Origin of the sequence: Methylorubrum populi, from assembly GCA_036946625.1 — a bacterium.
Lineage (GTDB): Bacteria > Pseudomonadota > Alphaproteobacteria > Rhizobiales > Beijerinckiaceae > Methylobacterium > Methylobacterium populi_C.
Map to the genome: position 1 here is coordinate 492,158 of JAQIIU010000003.1, position 15,181 is coordinate 507,338.

Annotated in this window: 13 protein-coding genes; 2 read left to right on the plus strand and 11 right to left on the minus strand. The window is 63.2% G+C overall.

The window, feature by feature from the left end; all coding sequences use genetic code 11:
* Positions 1 to 3 precede the first annotated feature (3 nt).
* The 8 genes from PGN25_13675 to PGN25_13710 form a co-directional block, all read right to left on the minus strand.
* On the minus strand, positions 4 to 2,061 hold the full coding sequence (locus PGN25_13675) for a carbon starvation protein A (GenBank protein MEH3118602.1): 2,058 nt from the start codon (positions 2,059 to 2,061) through the stop codon (positions 4 to 6).
* Between the two features lie 206 nt (positions 2,062 to 2,267).
* Positions 2,268 to 2,903 (minus strand): hypothetical protein, encoded by a 636-nt coding sequence (locus PGN25_13680; GenBank protein MEH3118603.1) that lies wholly within the window; start codon positions 2,901 to 2,903, stop codon positions 2,268 to 2,270.
* Complete coding sequence (locus PGN25_13685) at positions 2,893 to 3,687, minus strand: TPM domain-containing protein (GenBank protein MEH3118604.1); 795 nt, start codon at positions 3,685 to 3,687, stop codon at positions 2,893 to 2,895. Before PGN25_13685 ends, PGN25_13680 begins: the two co-directional genes overlap by 11 nt.
* A gap of 28 nt (positions 3,688 to 3,715) precedes the next feature.
* Positions 3,716 to 4,345 (minus strand): LemA family protein, encoded by a 630-nt coding sequence (locus PGN25_13690; GenBank protein ID MEH3118605.1) that lies wholly within the window; start codon positions 4,343 to 4,345, stop codon positions 3,716 to 3,718.
* Positions 4,346 to 4,384: 39 nt separating this feature from the next.
* Positions 4,385 to 5,062 carry a class I SAM-dependent methyltransferase gene (locus PGN25_13695; protein ID MEH3118606.1) on the minus strand — a complete coding sequence of 226 codons (678 nt, stop codon included), beginning with the start codon at positions 5,060 to 5,062 and terminating at the stop codon, positions 4,385 to 4,387.
* 13 nt (positions 5,063 to 5,075) lie between these two features.
* Positions 5,076 to 6,377: a glycosyltransferase 61 family protein gene (locus PGN25_13700; GenBank protein MEH3118607.1), complete on the minus strand. Its 1,302-nt coding sequence runs from the start codon at positions 6,375 to 6,377 to the stop codon at positions 5,076 to 5,078.
* Between the two features lie 34 nt (positions 6,378 to 6,411).
* On the minus strand, positions 6,412 to 7,269 hold the full coding sequence (locus tag PGN25_13705; GenBank protein ID MEH3118608.1) for an FkbM family methyltransferase: 858 nt from the start codon (positions 7,267 to 7,269) through the stop codon (positions 6,412 to 6,414).
* A 10-nt stretch (positions 7,270 to 7,279) separates the two neighbouring features.
* Positions 7,280 to 8,662 (minus strand): glycosyltransferase family 2 protein, encoded by a 1,383-nt coding sequence (locus tag PGN25_13710; GenBank protein ID MEH3118609.1) that lies wholly within the window; start codon positions 8,660 to 8,662, stop codon positions 7,280 to 7,282.
* Between the two features lie 206 nt (positions 8,663 to 8,868).
* Here PGN25_13710 and PGN25_13715 point away from each other — a divergent pair, with 206 nt between their 5' ends.
* Entirely contained in the window at positions 8,869 to 9,216 is a 348-nt protein-coding gene (locus tag PGN25_13715; GenBank protein MEH3118610.1) for a SelT/SelW/SelH family protein, read from the plus strand.
* Positions 9,217 to 9,341: 125 nt separating this feature from the next.
* Entirely contained in the window at positions 9,342 to 11,483 is a 2,142-nt protein-coding gene (locus tag PGN25_13720) for a PAS domain S-box protein (protein MEH3118611.1), read from the plus strand.
* A gap of 105 nt (positions 11,484 to 11,588) precedes the next feature.
* On the opposite strand, the gene PGN25_13725 is transcribed toward PGN25_13720, so the two are convergent.
* The 3 genes from PGN25_13725 to glgA form a co-directional block, all read right to left on the minus strand.
* A complete protein-coding gene (locus PGN25_13725) occupies positions 11,589 to 12,425 on the minus strand; it encodes an aldo/keto reductase (protein MEH3118612.1) in 837 nt (278 codons plus the stop codon).
* A gap of 114 nt (positions 12,426 to 12,539) precedes the next feature.
* Positions 12,540 to 13,319, minus strand: a complete 780-nt coding sequence (locus tag PGN25_13730) for a Crp/Fnr family transcriptional regulator (GenBank protein MEH3118613.1) — start codon at positions 13,317 to 13,319, stop codon at positions 12,540 to 12,542.
* A gap of 319 nt (positions 13,320 to 13,638) precedes the next feature.
* Positions 13,639 to 15,171, minus strand: coding sequence for a glycogen synthase GlgA (gene glgA, locus PGN25_13735; protein ID MEH3118614.1), 1,533 nt, complete (start codon positions 15,169 to 15,171; stop codon positions 13,639 to 13,641).
* Positions 15,172 to 15,181: the final 10 nt, after the last annotated feature.

Here is a 15,181-nt window from a genome sequence, read left to right on the forward strand (position 1 = left end):
ACCTCACTCGGCCGGAGCCAGGGTGGGGTCCGCCTCCAGCGCCGTCCAGCGGTCGGCACGGTAGGCTTTGACGCAGGCCATGATGCCGAACGCGGCGATCGCCAGCACGAGGCCGACGAACAGCACCGCGAGGCCTGCGTCGATGCGGTCGTTGAAGACGATCTTGTGCATGTCGCCCATGCTTTTGGCCGGGCCCAGCACCTTGCCCTCGGCGATCGCGGCCGAGAACCGGTCGGCATGCGCCAGGAAGCCGATCTTCGGATCGGGCGAGAAGATCTTCTGCCAGCCCGCGGTCAGGGTGCAGATGCACAGCCAGACGGTCGGGATGATCGTGACGAAGGCGTAGCGCTCGCGCTTCATCTTGAAGATCACCACGGTGGCGAGCGTCAGCGCCACGGCCGCCAGCATCTGGTTCGAGATGCCGAACAGCGGCCACAGGGTGTAGATGCCGCCGAGCGGGTCGGTGACGCCCTGGTAGAGGAAGAAGCCCCAGGCGCCGACGCACAGGGCGGTGGCGAGCACGCTCGGCACCCAGGCCGAGGTGTCCTTGAAGGACGGCGCGACGAGGCCGAGCAGGTCCTGCAGCATGAAGCGGCCGGCGCGGGTGCCCGCATCCACCGCGGTCAGGATGAACAGGGCCTCGAACAGGATCGCGAAGTGGTACCAGAAGGCCATCATCGCCTTGCCGCCGATGGCCGACGAGATGATGTGGGCCATGCCGACGGCGAGCGTCGGGGCGCCGCCGACGCGGGAGATGATCGAGTGTTCGCCGACGTCGACGGCGGTCTGGGCGATCACCTCGGGGGAGACGGGGAAGCCGAGCGCCGTCACCGCCGCCGCGGCGGTCTCCGGCGTGGTGCCGAGCAGGGCGCCGGGCGAGTTCATGGTGAAGTAGACGCCCGGATCGATCACGCTCGCGGCGACCAGCGCCATGATCGCGACGAAGCTCTCCATCAGCATGCCGCCGTAGCCGATGAAGCGGGTGTCCATCTCGTTGTCGACGAGCTTCGGCGTCGTGCCCGAGGAAATCAGGGCGTGGAAGCCCGAGACCGCGCCGCAGGCGATGGTGATGAACAGGAACGGGAACAGCGAGCCCGCCCAGACCGGGCCGGTGCCGTCGACGAACTTCGTCATCGCCGGCATCTGCATGTGCGGCGCCACGAAGACGATGCCGATGGCGAGCCCGACGATGGTGCCGATCTTGAGGAAGGTCGAGAGGTAGTCGCGCGGGGCGAGCAGCAGCCAGACCGGCAGGATCGCCGCGACGAAGCCGTAGCCGATCAGCATCCAGGTGAGCTGTACGCCGGTGAAGGTGAAGGCCGGGCCCCAGTACGGGTCGGCGGCGATCCGCCCGCCGTAGACGATCGCGGCCATGAGCAGGATGAAGCCGATGATCGAGACCTCGCCGACCTTCCCCGGCCGGATGTAGCGGGCGTAGAGGCCCATCAGCAGGGCGATCGGGATCGTCGCGCCGACGGTGAAGGTGCCCCAGGGACTCTCGGCCAGCGCCTTGACCACCACCATCGCCAGCACGGCGAGCAGGATGATCATGATCATGAAGGTGCCGAACAGGGCGATCACGCCGGGGATCACGCCGAGTTCGGCCCGGATCAGCTCACCCAGCGAGCGGCCGTCGCGGCGCATCGACACGAACAGGATCATGAAGTCCTGCACCGCGCCGGCGAGCACGACGCCGGCGAGGATCCAGAGCATGCCGGGCAGGTAGCCCATCTGCGCCGCGAGCACCGGGCCGACCAGCGGGCCGGCGCCGGCGATGGCCGCGAAGTGATGGCCGAACAGCACCGACTTGTTGGTCGGGACGTAGTCGAGGCCGTCGTTGTGGCGGTGGGCTGGCGTCTCGCGCTTCGGATCGAGGCGCATGACGTTGTCGGCGATGTAGAGGGAGTAGTAGCGGTAGGCGATCAGGTAGGTGCAGACCGCGGCCACCACGACCCACAGCGCGTTGATCGATTCGCCCCGATGCGTGGCGACGACCGCCAGGGCCGCGGCGCCCAATGCCCCGACCAGGGCCCAGGGTCCGTGTTTCTGTATCGCGCCCATCCGACGCCTCGCTCCGTGCATCGGCCGCATTCTTGATGCAGGCGGCCTTCGCGGTCCTGTTTGGCGCAAATTTTCCCGCGAGGCCAGTTGCCGGGAGCACACAGGCACGGGTTCCCTCAACGCCGGCAGTGACATCCGCCAGATCGCGTCACCCGGGCCGCGGGATTGGTTTTTTCCGTACGCGCGGGGCTGCGCCCGTTGCGGCGTCAGGTATCCCGGTCGAGGACGATGACGCGGTTGGGCAGTTCGTTGTCGCCCCGGCCTCCCGGCAGGGCGGCCGCGAGCACCGCGCCGACCCGCTCCACCGCCGCGACGAGCCCGTCGCCGAGGGCATCGCGCCCGGCCGCGCCGAGCAGGTCGGACACGATCGCGCACCACCGCTCGTCTTCGATCCGGGCCCGCACGCCCTGGTCGGCGACGATCTCGGCGTAGCGCTCGGCGAGCGCCACGTAGATCAGCACGCCGGTGCGTCCCCGCGTCCCGGTCAGGCCGTGGCCCAGGAATTCGCGGCGGGCGGCGGCGTGGGCGCGCTCGCGCCGCCAGTGCCGCGGGGTCAGCGCGATCCGCAGGCGTTCGTTCAGCGTCAGCAGGAGCGTGCCGAGCACGGCGGCGGCCTGGACGAGCGCGATCTCGCCCGCGCTCAGGGCGGTGAGCCGGATCAGCGGCCACGGTACCGCGAGGCCGACCGCGAGCGCCAGGGCGAGGCCGGGGGAGCGGTAGAGCCCGGCCCGGGCGGCGACGAGCACCACGATCTCGCCCGAGGTGCCGGCCTCCGCCCGGCCGATCGCCACGGCGATGCGGTCCCGTTCGGGGCCGCTGAGGATGGCCTCGCTACCAGTCACCGGACGCTCCCCCGCCGCCGAACGAGCCGCCCCCGCCCGAGAAACCGCCCCCGCCGCCGTCCGAGAAGCCGCCGCTCCAGCCGCCGGAGGGGCCGGGGACGACGACGAAGCCGCCGCCGCGCCCGCGCCGCCCGCCACCGCCGCCGCTCATCCGGGTCAGGACGACGACCAGCACGACGATGACGAGGATCCAGAACGCGACGGTGACGGGATCGACCGTATCCTCCCGCACCGGCGCGCGGCGCTGCCATTCGTCGGCATCGCCCGCCAGGACCGACAGGATCGCGTCGACCCCCGCCTCGACGCCGCCGGAAAAGTCGCCCTGGCGGAAGCGCGGCGTGATCGCGCTGGTGACGATGGTCTTCGACAGCGCGTCGGTCAGCGCGCCTTCGAGCCCGTAGCCGACCTCGATGCGCACCTTGCGCTCGGTCGGCGCCACCAGGAGCAGCACGCCGTTGTCGGTCTTCTTCCGGCCGATGCCCCAGGCCCGGGCGAGGCGGTTGGCGTAGTCCTCGACCGTGCGGTCCTGAAGGCTCGGCACGGTGGCGACCACGATCTGGTCGCCGCTCCTGTCCTCGTGCGCCTCGATCTTGCCGTCGATGCGCGCGCGGGCTTCCGCCGAGAGGATGCCGGCCGCGTCCACCACCCGCCCGGTCAGCTTCGGGAAGTCGGGCTCGGCCGCCCGGCCGAGCCCGGCGAGGGCGGCCAGGATCAGGAGTGCGAGCGGCAGCACCCGCAGGGCGCTCGCCGCGCGGGCCGAAACGATCCGGTCGGAGGGGGCCATCACCGCAGCGAGGGGTTTGGCAGGCGCGCTAGAACTTCACGTTCGGCGCGCGCTCGGCGCCCGGCGTCGAGGTGAAGGTCTCCATCGGCTTGGCGTCGGGATAGAACCACGACGCGACCCAGCGGCCGGGAATGGTGCGGATCTCGGTGTTGTAGGCCTGGACCGCCTGGATGTAGTCGCGCCGCGCCACCGCGATGCGGTTCTCGGTGCCCTCCAACTGCGATTGCAGCGCCAGAAAATTCTGGTTGGACTTCAGGTCCGGATAGGCCTCGACCGAGGCGAGCAGCCGCCCGAGCGCGCCCGAGAGCTGGTTCTGCGCGTCCTGGAACTGCTTGAACTTTTCCGGATCGCTCACCGTGGAGGCATCGACCTGCACGCTGGTCGCCTTGGCCCGGGCTTCGGTCACCCGGGTCAGGGTCTCCTGCTCCTGCTTGGCGTAGCCCTTCACCGTCTCGACGAGGTTGGGGATCAGGTCGGCCCGGCGCTGGTACTGGTTCTGCACCTCGCTCCAGGCCGATTTCGCCTGCTCCTCCAGGCTCGGCACCCGGTTGATCGCCCCGCACCCCGCCAAGCCCGTCGCCAGCCACAGGGCGACCAGCGCGGAGACGAGCCGGCCGAGTATGGAGGGGCGGGTTGGGGCTGGGAGGGCGAGGGGCATAAGGGGCTCCAGGGCAAACCTGCTTTATCAAAAAAGGTTTTAAATCGGTTTTCTCACACGACACTTTGCAGAAGTATTCTCCAGCGGGCATTCGATGCCTGCGTTGGAGAAAAATTCATGAAAAGCGCGCTTGAGCCCTGGCCAATCTCTATCATTATCGTAATAATCGTCTCCTACCAAAAGCCCGCCAGGGCGAACGAGTGGCCACCAAGCTTTCAAGTCTGAAATAACTGATTCATATTCGTGGCCGGCATCGATATGAACCATGTCTACTTGCACTTGGCGTAATTTAAGTAATTCTGCCGCGTTGATGCTGTCAAGCGGTAGGGGAACAATATAATCACTTACTTCGGATTTTACAACATTTGTCATGAAAGTCCGCATGAGCATCGGTTGACCATGTTCCACAACTAGTGAAGAAAACCAATTTTCATGCGCCCAATGATCAACCGCTCCAAGCCAAGTATCGACAGCGATAACGGCACCATCGATACGAAGATCCTTCATCCGCTTTGCCATTACTATAGATGAAGAGCCTTTCCAAACCCCCACTTCAACGACAATTTTTGGCCTTAAATCATCAATGCCTTCTCTTAAATACGGATGGTTTTCGTTCCACCCTTGAGCGTCTGCTTGAAAAAGGCCATCCGGAAAAGCAGTGAAGGGATCTTTACCAAACCATAGCGTTTCAACCAGCTCGTTTTTGATACCCGGCATAACGTTATCCTCTTTAGCTGTCGATAGCTTCGAGCAGATGATAAGCCACTGCCTTCGGGTCGCCTAACCGATAGGCCGTAGCAAAGTTCGCCACCTTCTCCTCCTTGGTGATATGGACAGGAGTAAGGTATGTAGCGGTGTTTTTTGCGACTCTATCGATGAGATGATAGTTTGCATTAACTACGTTATTGGCTGACAATGCCACAATACGTTTAGCCGAACTAAATATAGATAAATGTAAAGCAGATCCGGCAATAGCTAATATTTTTTCAGCATGTTGCATTAATCCAAGTTGTTGCCGGAATGTGAGCTCCTCTGGATGAATGATTTTGACGCCAGAATTTGCTAAATACTGCTCCATCTCCGACTCGTTTACAAATGAGCCAGTACCGATACTTAGCTGACTTCTAGATAAATAAACCCGATTCGACACTCCACTCGGTGGGAGCTCGGGTCCAATTGTCGCATTTAGATTTCGACAAAATTCACCATAAACATGATGAATATATCGTTGTGCACTCAAGCTTGTTTTTGGAATGAGTACTTCTGGCAGTCTTACGGGTTCTTTAAGCACAACAACGTCATTAATTGTAATGCCAATGGCGTTTAGTACTTCTCTAACATATGGAAAGTGAAACCAAGTCTCTGCGCCATGATCGGAATGAAACAAGAGTTTCGCCGACCCTCGTTCATGCGCGAACCACAATCGAGACAAAGTATCTATCAAAAAATGCCCAAAATGACAATTGAAATATCCACAATATATGTAATAGTGTTCTTGATTTGTATTATTTACACTGTCAAAATCTATATTTGCTTGAGTATTTATATTATAAATCTTTCTCTCAGTCATGGCTGCTTCGATACAATCTCCGTCGGAGCTGAATAAACCCCAGGATTCAGATGGGTTCCAAGGCAAATAAATGCAATCCTTTGCTATAATAATGCTCGGATTTGCCTGGATAACTTTGATATCGCCCCAGATGTGTGGTGCAGAGGATAATCCCCACGAAGCAACAGCTCCATCCAAGTCTGACGAGCTCACAACTCGAAACTTCTCCCAATCTCCCAAATTACTGCTATTGAACTCAAGTTTATCCCAGTGTGGAGCCGCCCGAATAAAAAAACCATCTTTCACAAGACTGACAGTTCCGTCTTCATTTTTCTCCATAGTTATTCCAGTTAGACTGGCTGGCAAGACGGCGAAGTTATTTTCTTCGACTTCGCACATCACTGAAAGGTTCGCAGAAAGCGCTGGTACTTGAACCAAGCCTACGCCATCGCGATAACCTAAGACGCTGCCATTGGCGGTCATTAAGTACACTGCAACGTCTCCATGTCGAAGTTTTTCATTGAACTAATGAATCTCGGCAACGAAAGTTATTCCTGAAGTTTGAGAACATTTCCAGGTTATGCACGCGGCAACATTCAGAAAACATATCGAGCTTGTCCTGGGGAACCATGGCATAATTCCAGGCATTCATGTCTGCAATAATAAGAGGTGTATAGATGGCGCACGTTGTTCGAAGACGGAATGGAACATAGTCAAACTTAGAAAAAAGTTTCGAAAGAGAGTAGAACTCCTTTTGTGCTCCTGCCAGCATTTCTGCAAATATTATCGGACGATCCGACTCAAGATATGTGTGAGCGCCGCGGAAAAAGGCAGCTTCATGTCCCTCAATGTCAACTTTTACGACACTGATTTGTTCATCAAATTTGAAGCTGTCAAGTCTTCTCTTGTTGACTATGATGGTGCTTTCATGTGCCTTAAACGCGGCTTCCAGGGATGCGCTGGTCTCTAAAAGTCCATGGCTCTTGTCGGGAATGTAGAGAGTTGCTTGTCCCTCGTCATCACTAAGCGCAAATTCTTCTACATTTACTTGATTGTCTAGGCCATTCGCTTTGATGTTCCTGCGAAGGATATCCAAGGCTGCCGGTAGAGGCTCAAAGGCAGTAATTTTTACTCCAGGGCGCGATTTGCCCGCGAGAATCGAATAAAGGCCATTGTTTGCCCCAATATCAAGAAAGCGCCCGGGCGAACGTGATACAACAGCCATCAAGATAAGTGGCAACGGTGCTTCATAGGATCCATCTGCCATTGTTCGTGCAACCAAATCAGCGCCATCCGCGGTGTCAAGAGTGAACTGTCGACCCGCAAAACTGAACGAAATCTGTTGATTCTGTTGAGGTATCATCTTCGCTTGCATCCTACATAATTTAGTAAATCTCAACTTCGTCCAGATGGAAGAAGTCTCGACTCACAAGTGACAACTTAATATATCGCGCATCTATTGCGACCCGCACGATCAATGGATGACCGTCAGCTCCACCGAAAGGAGAATGTGTCGGGTTCGTGAAAACGGTTTCCCAGTTGTCTGCGTCAGGCGAGACTTCAATTTTTAAAGGATAAGCTCTGGCAGCAAATGGGCGGTTTTTTAAAGAATTAAATACACGAATTTCCGTTATATTAAAATTATCGCCTAGATCGGTTTGCCAATAAGGGTTGTCTTCAAGATCCGTGTGGAAGCCATCAGCACCGGTATGGATGCCACTTATTGCACCTTTGGCATCTTCGTAGATATCGCCTTTAGACCAAGAAGAAACAGAGCTTTGATGAGGTTTAGATTTAAGGGCTAGATTGATTTTTCCATTAGGCTGTACTATCGTCGTTGCTTGCGCCCTGCGTCGAACGATGCCTTGTTGATCTTCCCAATAGTCCGCAAGGAATCGATCCTCTGTATCGTTCAAGATCGATATGAACTTATCAAGAGTTCCGTCACTGCTCGCTGCGACGTTGCCCCACATCGGTTGGAAATAGTAAGCGCCCAGCGTGCCGCGGCGAACGCGGCGAATGAAATCCTCGCGCGATCGAAAGAGGTAATGATATGTGATTGCTGTATCGAAAATAGCTTGTCGCTTGTTGATGTTTGTTAAATATTCCTCACCGGACCTTGGAAATTCCGATAAATACTCATTCATTGGATCGCCGATCACATTCATCGATCTCATTCGCGCTTGGATGGGAGCCGGCCAACGATGATTTAGCATCGGGTCTGGCGGATAGCCTAAGAAACGTAGATCAACGCAGGAACTCCGTGTCATGGTTTTGACACAAGGATCCATCCGTTCGAGTAGATTTTCTCGACGAACAAACTGAGTTAATGTACTGCCGCTGGGGCGCTCTATAAAAGCTTGGGGACCGAACCAAATCCAATTGAAGAAAATACAGTCTGCCTTGTCTTCCCTTTCTGTCATAAATGCTTTAATATTATTTTTAGGCTTAATAGCAAGAAATTCGTCACCATCAACGAACATGAACCACTCGCATTCATGCTTGTGATGTGTCAAGAAATGCATCCAGCAAGAGTCTTGTTGCCCTTGATAGGGAAGATGATGGAAAGTTACAAATGGATTGTCGCTTTCGATGAATGAAATGATGCGATTATACATTTCATAGGGATCATCATCATTGCAATATATGTAGCAGTGGTCGAACCCGATGGATTTATAATATAAAAGCCATTCCACAACAGTTTCTGTTTCCCAGCGCGAAGAATTCAGCACAACATGCTGATACTTTGATTTGTGTGGTTCCGGCATGGTGCTTCGCTCCTTGATAATCTTGCATCTCACTTGCAAAAATATATATTGATATTGTTTTTATTTCCAATTATTATCTTGATACCTTTGCATCCAATGAGATGCTGAGCCAGCTTGTATGCTCCGGGATCGTTCCTCGGAAAGTTGAGGCGCGTTTCAGTGTCCCGTATCCAGATGGACGGCGTTCCTTCACACACGAGTTCGCCATGCCTGCCATGAACGACGCGGAAGTGAAAGTCACCTCATCGCACACGGTCAAACCCCGCATCGCCATCACCTACTGCACCCAGTGCCAGTGGCTCCTGCGTGCGGCGTGGATGGCGCAGGAGCTTCTGTCAACCTTCCGCGACGATCTCGGCGAGGTCGCGCTGCGGCCCGGCCGCGGCGGGGTGTTCGTGATCGAGGTCGAGGGGGAGGTGATCTGGGAGCGGGTGCGCGACGGCGGGTTTCCCGATGTGAAGACGCTCAAGCAGCGGGTGCGCGACCGGCTCGATCCGGGGCGGGATCTCGGGCATGTCGATCGGGCGGGGCGCGAGGGTGAAGACGGAGGTTGAGGCGGCTTCCGGGGAGCGCCGCGAGGGAGGTGCTGGCCCCTGCGCTCCGGCTGGGGCATGATGGGGGAGGGTCACTCCCCAAGAACCCTCCAGCGCGCGAGCCGCGGGACGCCTTGATCCGACGCATGCTCTCCCGGCTCGGCCAGCGTGGCTTCTCCACGCAATTCTACCTCATCATGCTCGTGATCGCGCTGATCGGGCCCGGCCTGATCTTCACCGCGATCCTGCTGACCCGCTACGCCGCCACCGAGCGCGCCCGCTTCGAGCAGGACGCGCGGGAGAACGTGCGCGGCATCGCCCTGTCGATCGACCGCGACACCGCCGGGCTGGTCTCGGTGCTGCAGACGCTCGCCACCTCGCCCCGGCTCAAGGACGGCGAGTTCGCCAGCTTCGAGAGCCAGGCGCGCCTCGTGCGCGAGGCGGTCGGCCTCGACCTCGTGCTGCGCCGCCCCGACGGGCAGCAGGTCGTCAACACCGCCCTGAAGCCGGGGGCGCCGCTGCCGGTGAGCGCGCTGCCGATCGACCGCGACCTCCTCGGCAGCGGGCAGCGCTCGATGGTCACCGGCTTCCTCGCGGGCGCGACCGCGGATCAGGCGCACTACGCCGTCGCGGTGCCGGTGCGGATCGAGGACAGGGTGGCCTACATCCTCGGCTTCTCGGTGCCGCTGAACCGCATCGCCGGCATCCTCGCCCGCGAACAGGTCCGGGGCTGGGTCTCGGGCGTGTCGGACCGCGACGGCACCGTGCTGGCGCGCCTGCCGGAGATGCCGGGCATCGTCGGGCATCCCCGGCTCGCGACCCTGCGCCAGACCGCGACGGGCACCCCCGGCGTCTGGGAGGGGCGCGACCGCAACTTCAAGCCCGTCACCGTCGTCGAGGCGCGCTCGCGGCTCAACGGCTGGACCGTGGCGGCGAGCATCCCGCGCGAACTGGTCGAGGCGCGGCTGCGGCGCTGGATCTGGGCCTTCGGCGGCTTCGGGCTCCTCGTGCTCGCCACCTCCTCGGTGCTCGCGGTGCATCTGTGGTCGCGGGTCTCGAAGCCCCTGCGCCAGCTCGCGGCGTCGGGGCCGGCGCTGTCGCGCGGGCAGGCGATCCCGCGGGTGGCCTCGCCGATCCACGAGATCCGCCGCCTCGGCGACGTGCTCTCGGAGGCGTCGCTCCGCCTGCGCACCCGCAGCGAGGAGCGCGACCGGGCGCTGGCCGAGACCCAGCGCGGCCTCGCCGCCCTGCGCGAGAGCGAGGCCCGCTTCCGCCACATGGCCGATTCGGCCCCGGCGCTGATCTGGATGACCGACGAGACCGCGCGGGTCGTCTTCGCCAACATGCATTTCGACCACCTGTTCGGCCGGCCCGCCACCGAGATGGCCGGCAGCGGCTGGGAATCGGTGATGCATCCGCCGGACCTGGCCGGGTTCCAGGCAGCCTTCCAAGAGGCGTTCGACAGCCGCCACCCGTTCCGCGCGGAGATGCGGGTGGTCGATCGCAACGGCGAGATCCGCTGGCTGCGCTGCGAGGGCGTGCCGCGGCTCGACGACCACGGCACCTTCCTCGGCTTCACCGGCTGCAGCGTCGACGTCACCGACGCCAAGCGGGCCGAGGAGCACCTGCGCCTGCTCATCAACGAACTGAACCACCGGGTGAAGAACACGCTCGCCACCGTCCAGTCGATCGCCGTGCAGTCGCTGCGCGGGCTCGACGGCGAGGAGGCGCAGAGCGCCCGCTCCGCCTTCGAGGCGCGGCTGCTGGCGCTCGCCCGCGCCCACGACGTGCTGACCCGCGAGAGCTGGGAGGGCGCCGAGCTGAAGACCGTGGTGGCGGACGCGATCCGCCCGCTGGAGGCGGGGGACGGGCAGGACTCCCGCTTCGCCGTCTCGGGCCCGCGCCTGCGGCTGGCGCCGCGGCTCGCGCTCTCCATCGCCATGGCCCTGCACGAGCTCGGCACCAACGCGGTGAAGTACGGGGCGCTGTCGAAGGAGGGCGGCCGGGTGACGATCACCTGGACCGTGCAGCGCCGGCCGGAGCTTCATCTCTCCCTGCGCTGGAGCGAGGCCGGCGGCCCGCCGGTGACGCCGCCGACCCGCCGCGGCTTCGGCTCGCGCCTGATCGAGCGCAGCCTCGCCCGCGAACTCGCGGGGCGGGTGGAACTGCTCTACGAGCCGGAGGGCGTGGTCTGCACCATCGAGGCGCCGGTGCCGCCGCCGGGCCTGCTGGAGCGCAAGGGCGGCACGCGGCTCGCCGCGTCGAAGCCGCTGCCGCTCGCCGGTTAGAGCCACGTCCTGGATGTCGGATCCAGGACGTGGCTCTCGGTTTTTGCCTTTGCATCGTCTTTTCGGACAAGCCGGCAGCCACCGTTCGGGACGACGCTCCAGAACCTACTGGAACGTCATCGGGTCTGGCCCGATGCGCCCGTCGGCCCGGTCGAGGCCGGCGATGGCGGCGTGGTCCTCCTCCGTGAGCCGGAAGCCGAACACGTCGATGTTCTCGTGGATCCGGGCGGCGGTGGCGGATTTCGGGATCGCCACGATCCCGTTCTCGACATGCCAGCGCATCACCACCTGGGCCGGCGTGCGCCCGAGGCGGTCGGCGATCCGGGTGATCGCCGGCTCCTCCACCGCGCGGGCCTGACCCAGCGGGCTCCAGGCCTCGGTGACGATGCCGAGCCGGTCATGGGTCGCGCGCAAGGCGTGCTGCTGGAAGCGGGGATGCAGCTCGATCTGGTTGAGGGCGGGGGCGACGCCGGTCTCGGCGACGAGCCGGTCGAGCTGGTCCTCGGTGAAGTTCGAGACGCCGATCGAGGCGGCGCGGCCCTCCTCGCGCAGGCGGATCAGCGCCCGCCACGTATCGAGATAGAGGCCGCGCTCCGGGCAGGGCCAGTGGATCAGGTAGAGGTCGATCCGCTCCAGGCCGAGCCGGGCGAGGCTCTCGTCGAAGGCGCGCAAGGCCGCGTCGTAGCCCTGGCCGTCGTTCCACAGCTTGGTCGTCACGAACACGTCGGAGGGGGGCACCACCGTCTCGCGCAGGCCTCGCCCGACGCCGGCCTCGTTGCCGTAGGCCGCGGCGGTGTCGATCGAGCGGTAGCCGCTGCCCAGCGCCGTGCCGACCAGGGCCGGCGTCTCCTCGTCCTGAAGGCGCCAGACGCCGAAGCCGATCCGGGGGATGGACCGTCCGTCGTTGAGGGAAATCCGCGGGACGGGATCGGGGGATGTCATGGCGTACCGGTTCTTGTGCGCCGCCCGGGCGACGGCCGGGGCAGGGAGGCGGAGAATCGGCAAGATCGTGCCTGCCGTACAGGCACCCATCCGGGGGGCTGGCCTGCGCGCGTGTCAGGACCGGACGTGCGCGGACGCCTCCCGATCCTCGCCTTCGGGCGCCTTGACGAGGTGCAGATAGGCCGGATCGAAGTCGCAGAACGCCCGCAGGCGCCCGACATCCGGCACGTGCAGGCGGCGGTCCTTCAACTGGATCAGGCCGGCCACGCGCAGGTCGCGCAGGATGCGGCTGACGTGGATCGTGGTGATGCCGAGGATGTCGGCGAGCATCGGCTGGGTCAGCGGCAGGGGGCAGTCCCGCTCCCCGGCGGCGCCGACGAGTTGCTGGCGCAGCAGCAATTCGCAGAACAGGTGGGCGATGCGCCGGTCGGCGGAGCGCTGGCCCATGCTGGCGAGCCATTCCCGCAGGATGCTCTCGTCGACCAGCGTCGCCCACCACAGCGCCCGGGCGAGCCGTGAATCGCTGAAGACCAGGGCGTCGACCCGGGCCTGCGGGATGTCGGCGACGGTGCAGGCGGTGAGCGCGGCGATGTAGTGGTCGGACGGGCCGAGCACGACCGATTGCAGGTCGCAGAAATCGCCCGGCAGGAGCAGGCCGAGGATCTGCCGCTGCCCGTCGCTGACGAGCTTGTAGCGGAAGGCGTAGCCTTCGAGGACGATGTGAACGCCGGTGGCCCGGTCACCGGCCCGGACGATGTCCTGCTGCGGGTCCAGGCCGCGGCCGTTCCGGGAGAGCTCGGCGAGCAGGGCCCGGTCTCCGGCGTCGAGATCGGCACCGTAGCGGAGCTTGAGGATCAGAGGATTGCTGCGCGGGAGCGCCACGGTCGCGTCCATGCACGCACAACGCCGAAACGGTCGTTCCGTGCCAGGGAAAAGGCCGGAAAACATCGCGGCGCGATCAGCCGGGACCGTCGTCCCGGCTCCCGGGCAATCGCTTGAAAGCGATCGCCCTGGTTTTTGCCGGCCTCAGTCGCCGGCCGCCCGCCTCCGCGGGCTCAGGCTTTCGCTCCGCTCGATGTTTTTCAGGACGAATGTCTTGGAAAAACCCGCTCCGCGCGGCGCTCTTGCCTGTGTCCCTTGGCGCCGCGAAGCCGCTCATGCGGCTTCGAGCGATGGCCCTGGTCCCGGCTCCCGGAGTTGTTCCGGCGCCTCCTCAGGCCGCCTTCCAGCGCCGGGCGGTGTTGTTGCCGAAGGCGCGGGCGTAGAGGGTGCAGTAGTTCAGCGCCGCGCCGTCCCAGCCGAACGAGCGCGACATGGCGCTGCGCCGCATGGCGTTGAGGCGCTTCTTCTGGCCGAAGGTCTCGAAGGCGCGCCGGATCGCCGAGGACAGCCCCTTGGGCGAGGCCTCGCCGAAGGTGAAGCCGGTGACCTCGTCCTCGACCGTGTCGTTGAGGCCGCCGGTGCGGCGCACGATCGGCAGGGAGCCGAAGCGCTGTGCGTACATCTGCGCCAGCCCGCAGGGCTCGAAGCGGGAGGGCATCAGCAGGAAGTCGCTGCCGGCGAAGATGCGGCGTGCCTCCGTCTCGCGGAAGCCGACATGGACGCCGACATTCTCGGGGTGACGCCCGGCGAGGTCGCGCAGCGCCTCCTCGAACCGGCCCTCGCCCTGGCCGATCACCACGAGCTGGCCGCCCTCCGCGACGATCGATTCGGCCGCGCCGATGCTGAGGTCGATCCCCTTCTGGTGCACGAGGCGCGAGACGATGGCGAAGAGCGGCCCGCGCGAGACCGCCATGCCGAAAGCCTTGCGCACCTCGTCGGCGTTGGCCCGCTTGCCCTTCCAGTCGTCGGGCTCGAAGCGGGTGGCGAGGTGCGGGTCGGTGCGCGGGTCCCAGCTCTCGTCGATGCCGTTGAGGATGCCGGTGAGCCGGCCCTGGGCGGCGCGGGTGCGCAGCAGGCCGTCGAGGCCGCAGCCGCCCTCCGGCGTGGTGATCTCGCGAGCGTAGGTCTCGCTCACCGTGGTGACGTGCGAGGCGTGATAGATGCCGGCCTTCAGGAAGGAGAGCTGTCCGTAGAACTCCACGCCATCCATCTGGAAGGCGTAGTCCGGCGCGCCGATGCGCCCGAGGTTGTCGCGGTGGAACAGGCCCTGATAGGCGAGATTGTGGATCGTCAGCACGCTCGGGCGGCGGATGCCGAGCCACGACAGATAGGCCGGTGCCAGCGCGGTCTGCCAGTCGTTGAGGTGCAGGAGATCGGCCGACCAGCAGGGATCGACGCCGGCCGCGAGTTCGGCCGCGGCCCGGCCGAGGCGGGCGAAGCGCAGGTCGTTGTCGCCGAAATCGCCGCCCGCGTCGCCGTAGGGCGTGCCTTCGCGCTCGTAGAGATCGGGGGCGACGAGGACGTAGACGCCCAGCCCGTCGGACGTAGTGCCGAAGCCGAGTTCGCAGGCCGGCACCCCGGCGAAGGCGCCGAGCCGGGTCAGGATCGTCAGGTTCTCGAGCCCGGCCAGCACCCGCGCGTAACCGGGGATGAGCACCCGCACGTCGTAGTGGCGGCGCAGGGCGCGCGGCAGGGCGCCCGCGACTTCGCCCAGACCGCCGGTCTTCACGAAGTCCGCCATCTCCGGCGTGGCGTAGAGGATGCGGGGGAGAAGGGCATTGCCGAGCCGTGCATCGGGCTCGGGATGGGGGAGCGGCGGCGACGCCTCGGTGACCGCAGGCCCACCGAGCTCCACGTCAGCCATCGGAACGCCC

Coding starts and splice junctions, on each gene's coding strand:
- PGN25_13675 (MEH3118602.1), bottom strand. CDS start 2,061: ATGGGCGCGATACAGAAACACGGACCCTGGGCCCTGGTCGGGGCATTG.
- PGN25_13685 (MEH3118604.1), bottom strand. CDS start 3,687: ATGGCCCCCTCCGACCGGATCGTTTCGGCCCGCGCGGCGAGCGCCCTG.
- PGN25_13690 (MEH3118605.1), bottom strand. CDS start 4,345: ATGCCCCTCGCCCTCCCAGCCCCAACCCGCCCCTCCATACTCGGCCGG.
- PGN25_13695 (MEH3118606.1), bottom strand. CDS start 5,062: ATGCCGGGTATCAAAAACGAGCTGGTTGAAACGCTATGGTTTGGTAAA.
- PGN25_13700 (MEH3118607.1), bottom strand. CDS start 6,377: ATGACCGCCAATGGCAGCGTCTTAGGTTATCGCGATGGCGTAGGCTTG.
- PGN25_13705 (MEH3118608.1), bottom strand. CDS start 7,269: ATGCAAGCGAAGATGATACCTCAACAGAATCAACAGATTTCGTTCAGT.
- PGN25_13710 (MEH3118609.1), bottom strand. CDS start 8,662: ATGCCGGAACCACACAAATCAAAGTATCAGCATGTTGTGCTGAATTCT.
- PGN25_13715 (MEH3118610.1), top strand. CDS start 8,869: ATGCCTGCCATGAACGACGCGGAAGTGAAAGTCACCTCATCGCACACG.
- PGN25_13720 (MEH3118611.1), top strand. CDS start 9,342: ATGCTCTCCCGGCTCGGCCAGCGTGGCTTCTCCACGCAATTCTACCTC.
- PGN25_13725 (MEH3118612.1), bottom strand. CDS start 12,425: ATGACATCCCCCGATCCCGTCCCGCGGATTTCCCTCAACGACGGACGG.
- PGN25_13730 (MEH3118613.1), bottom strand. CDS start 13,319: ATGGACGCGACCGTGGCGCTCCCGCGCAGCAATCCTCTGATCCTCAAG.
- glgA (MEH3118614.1), bottom strand. CDS start 15,171: ATGGCTGACGTGGAGCTCGGTGGGCCTGCGGTCACCGAGGCGTCGCCG.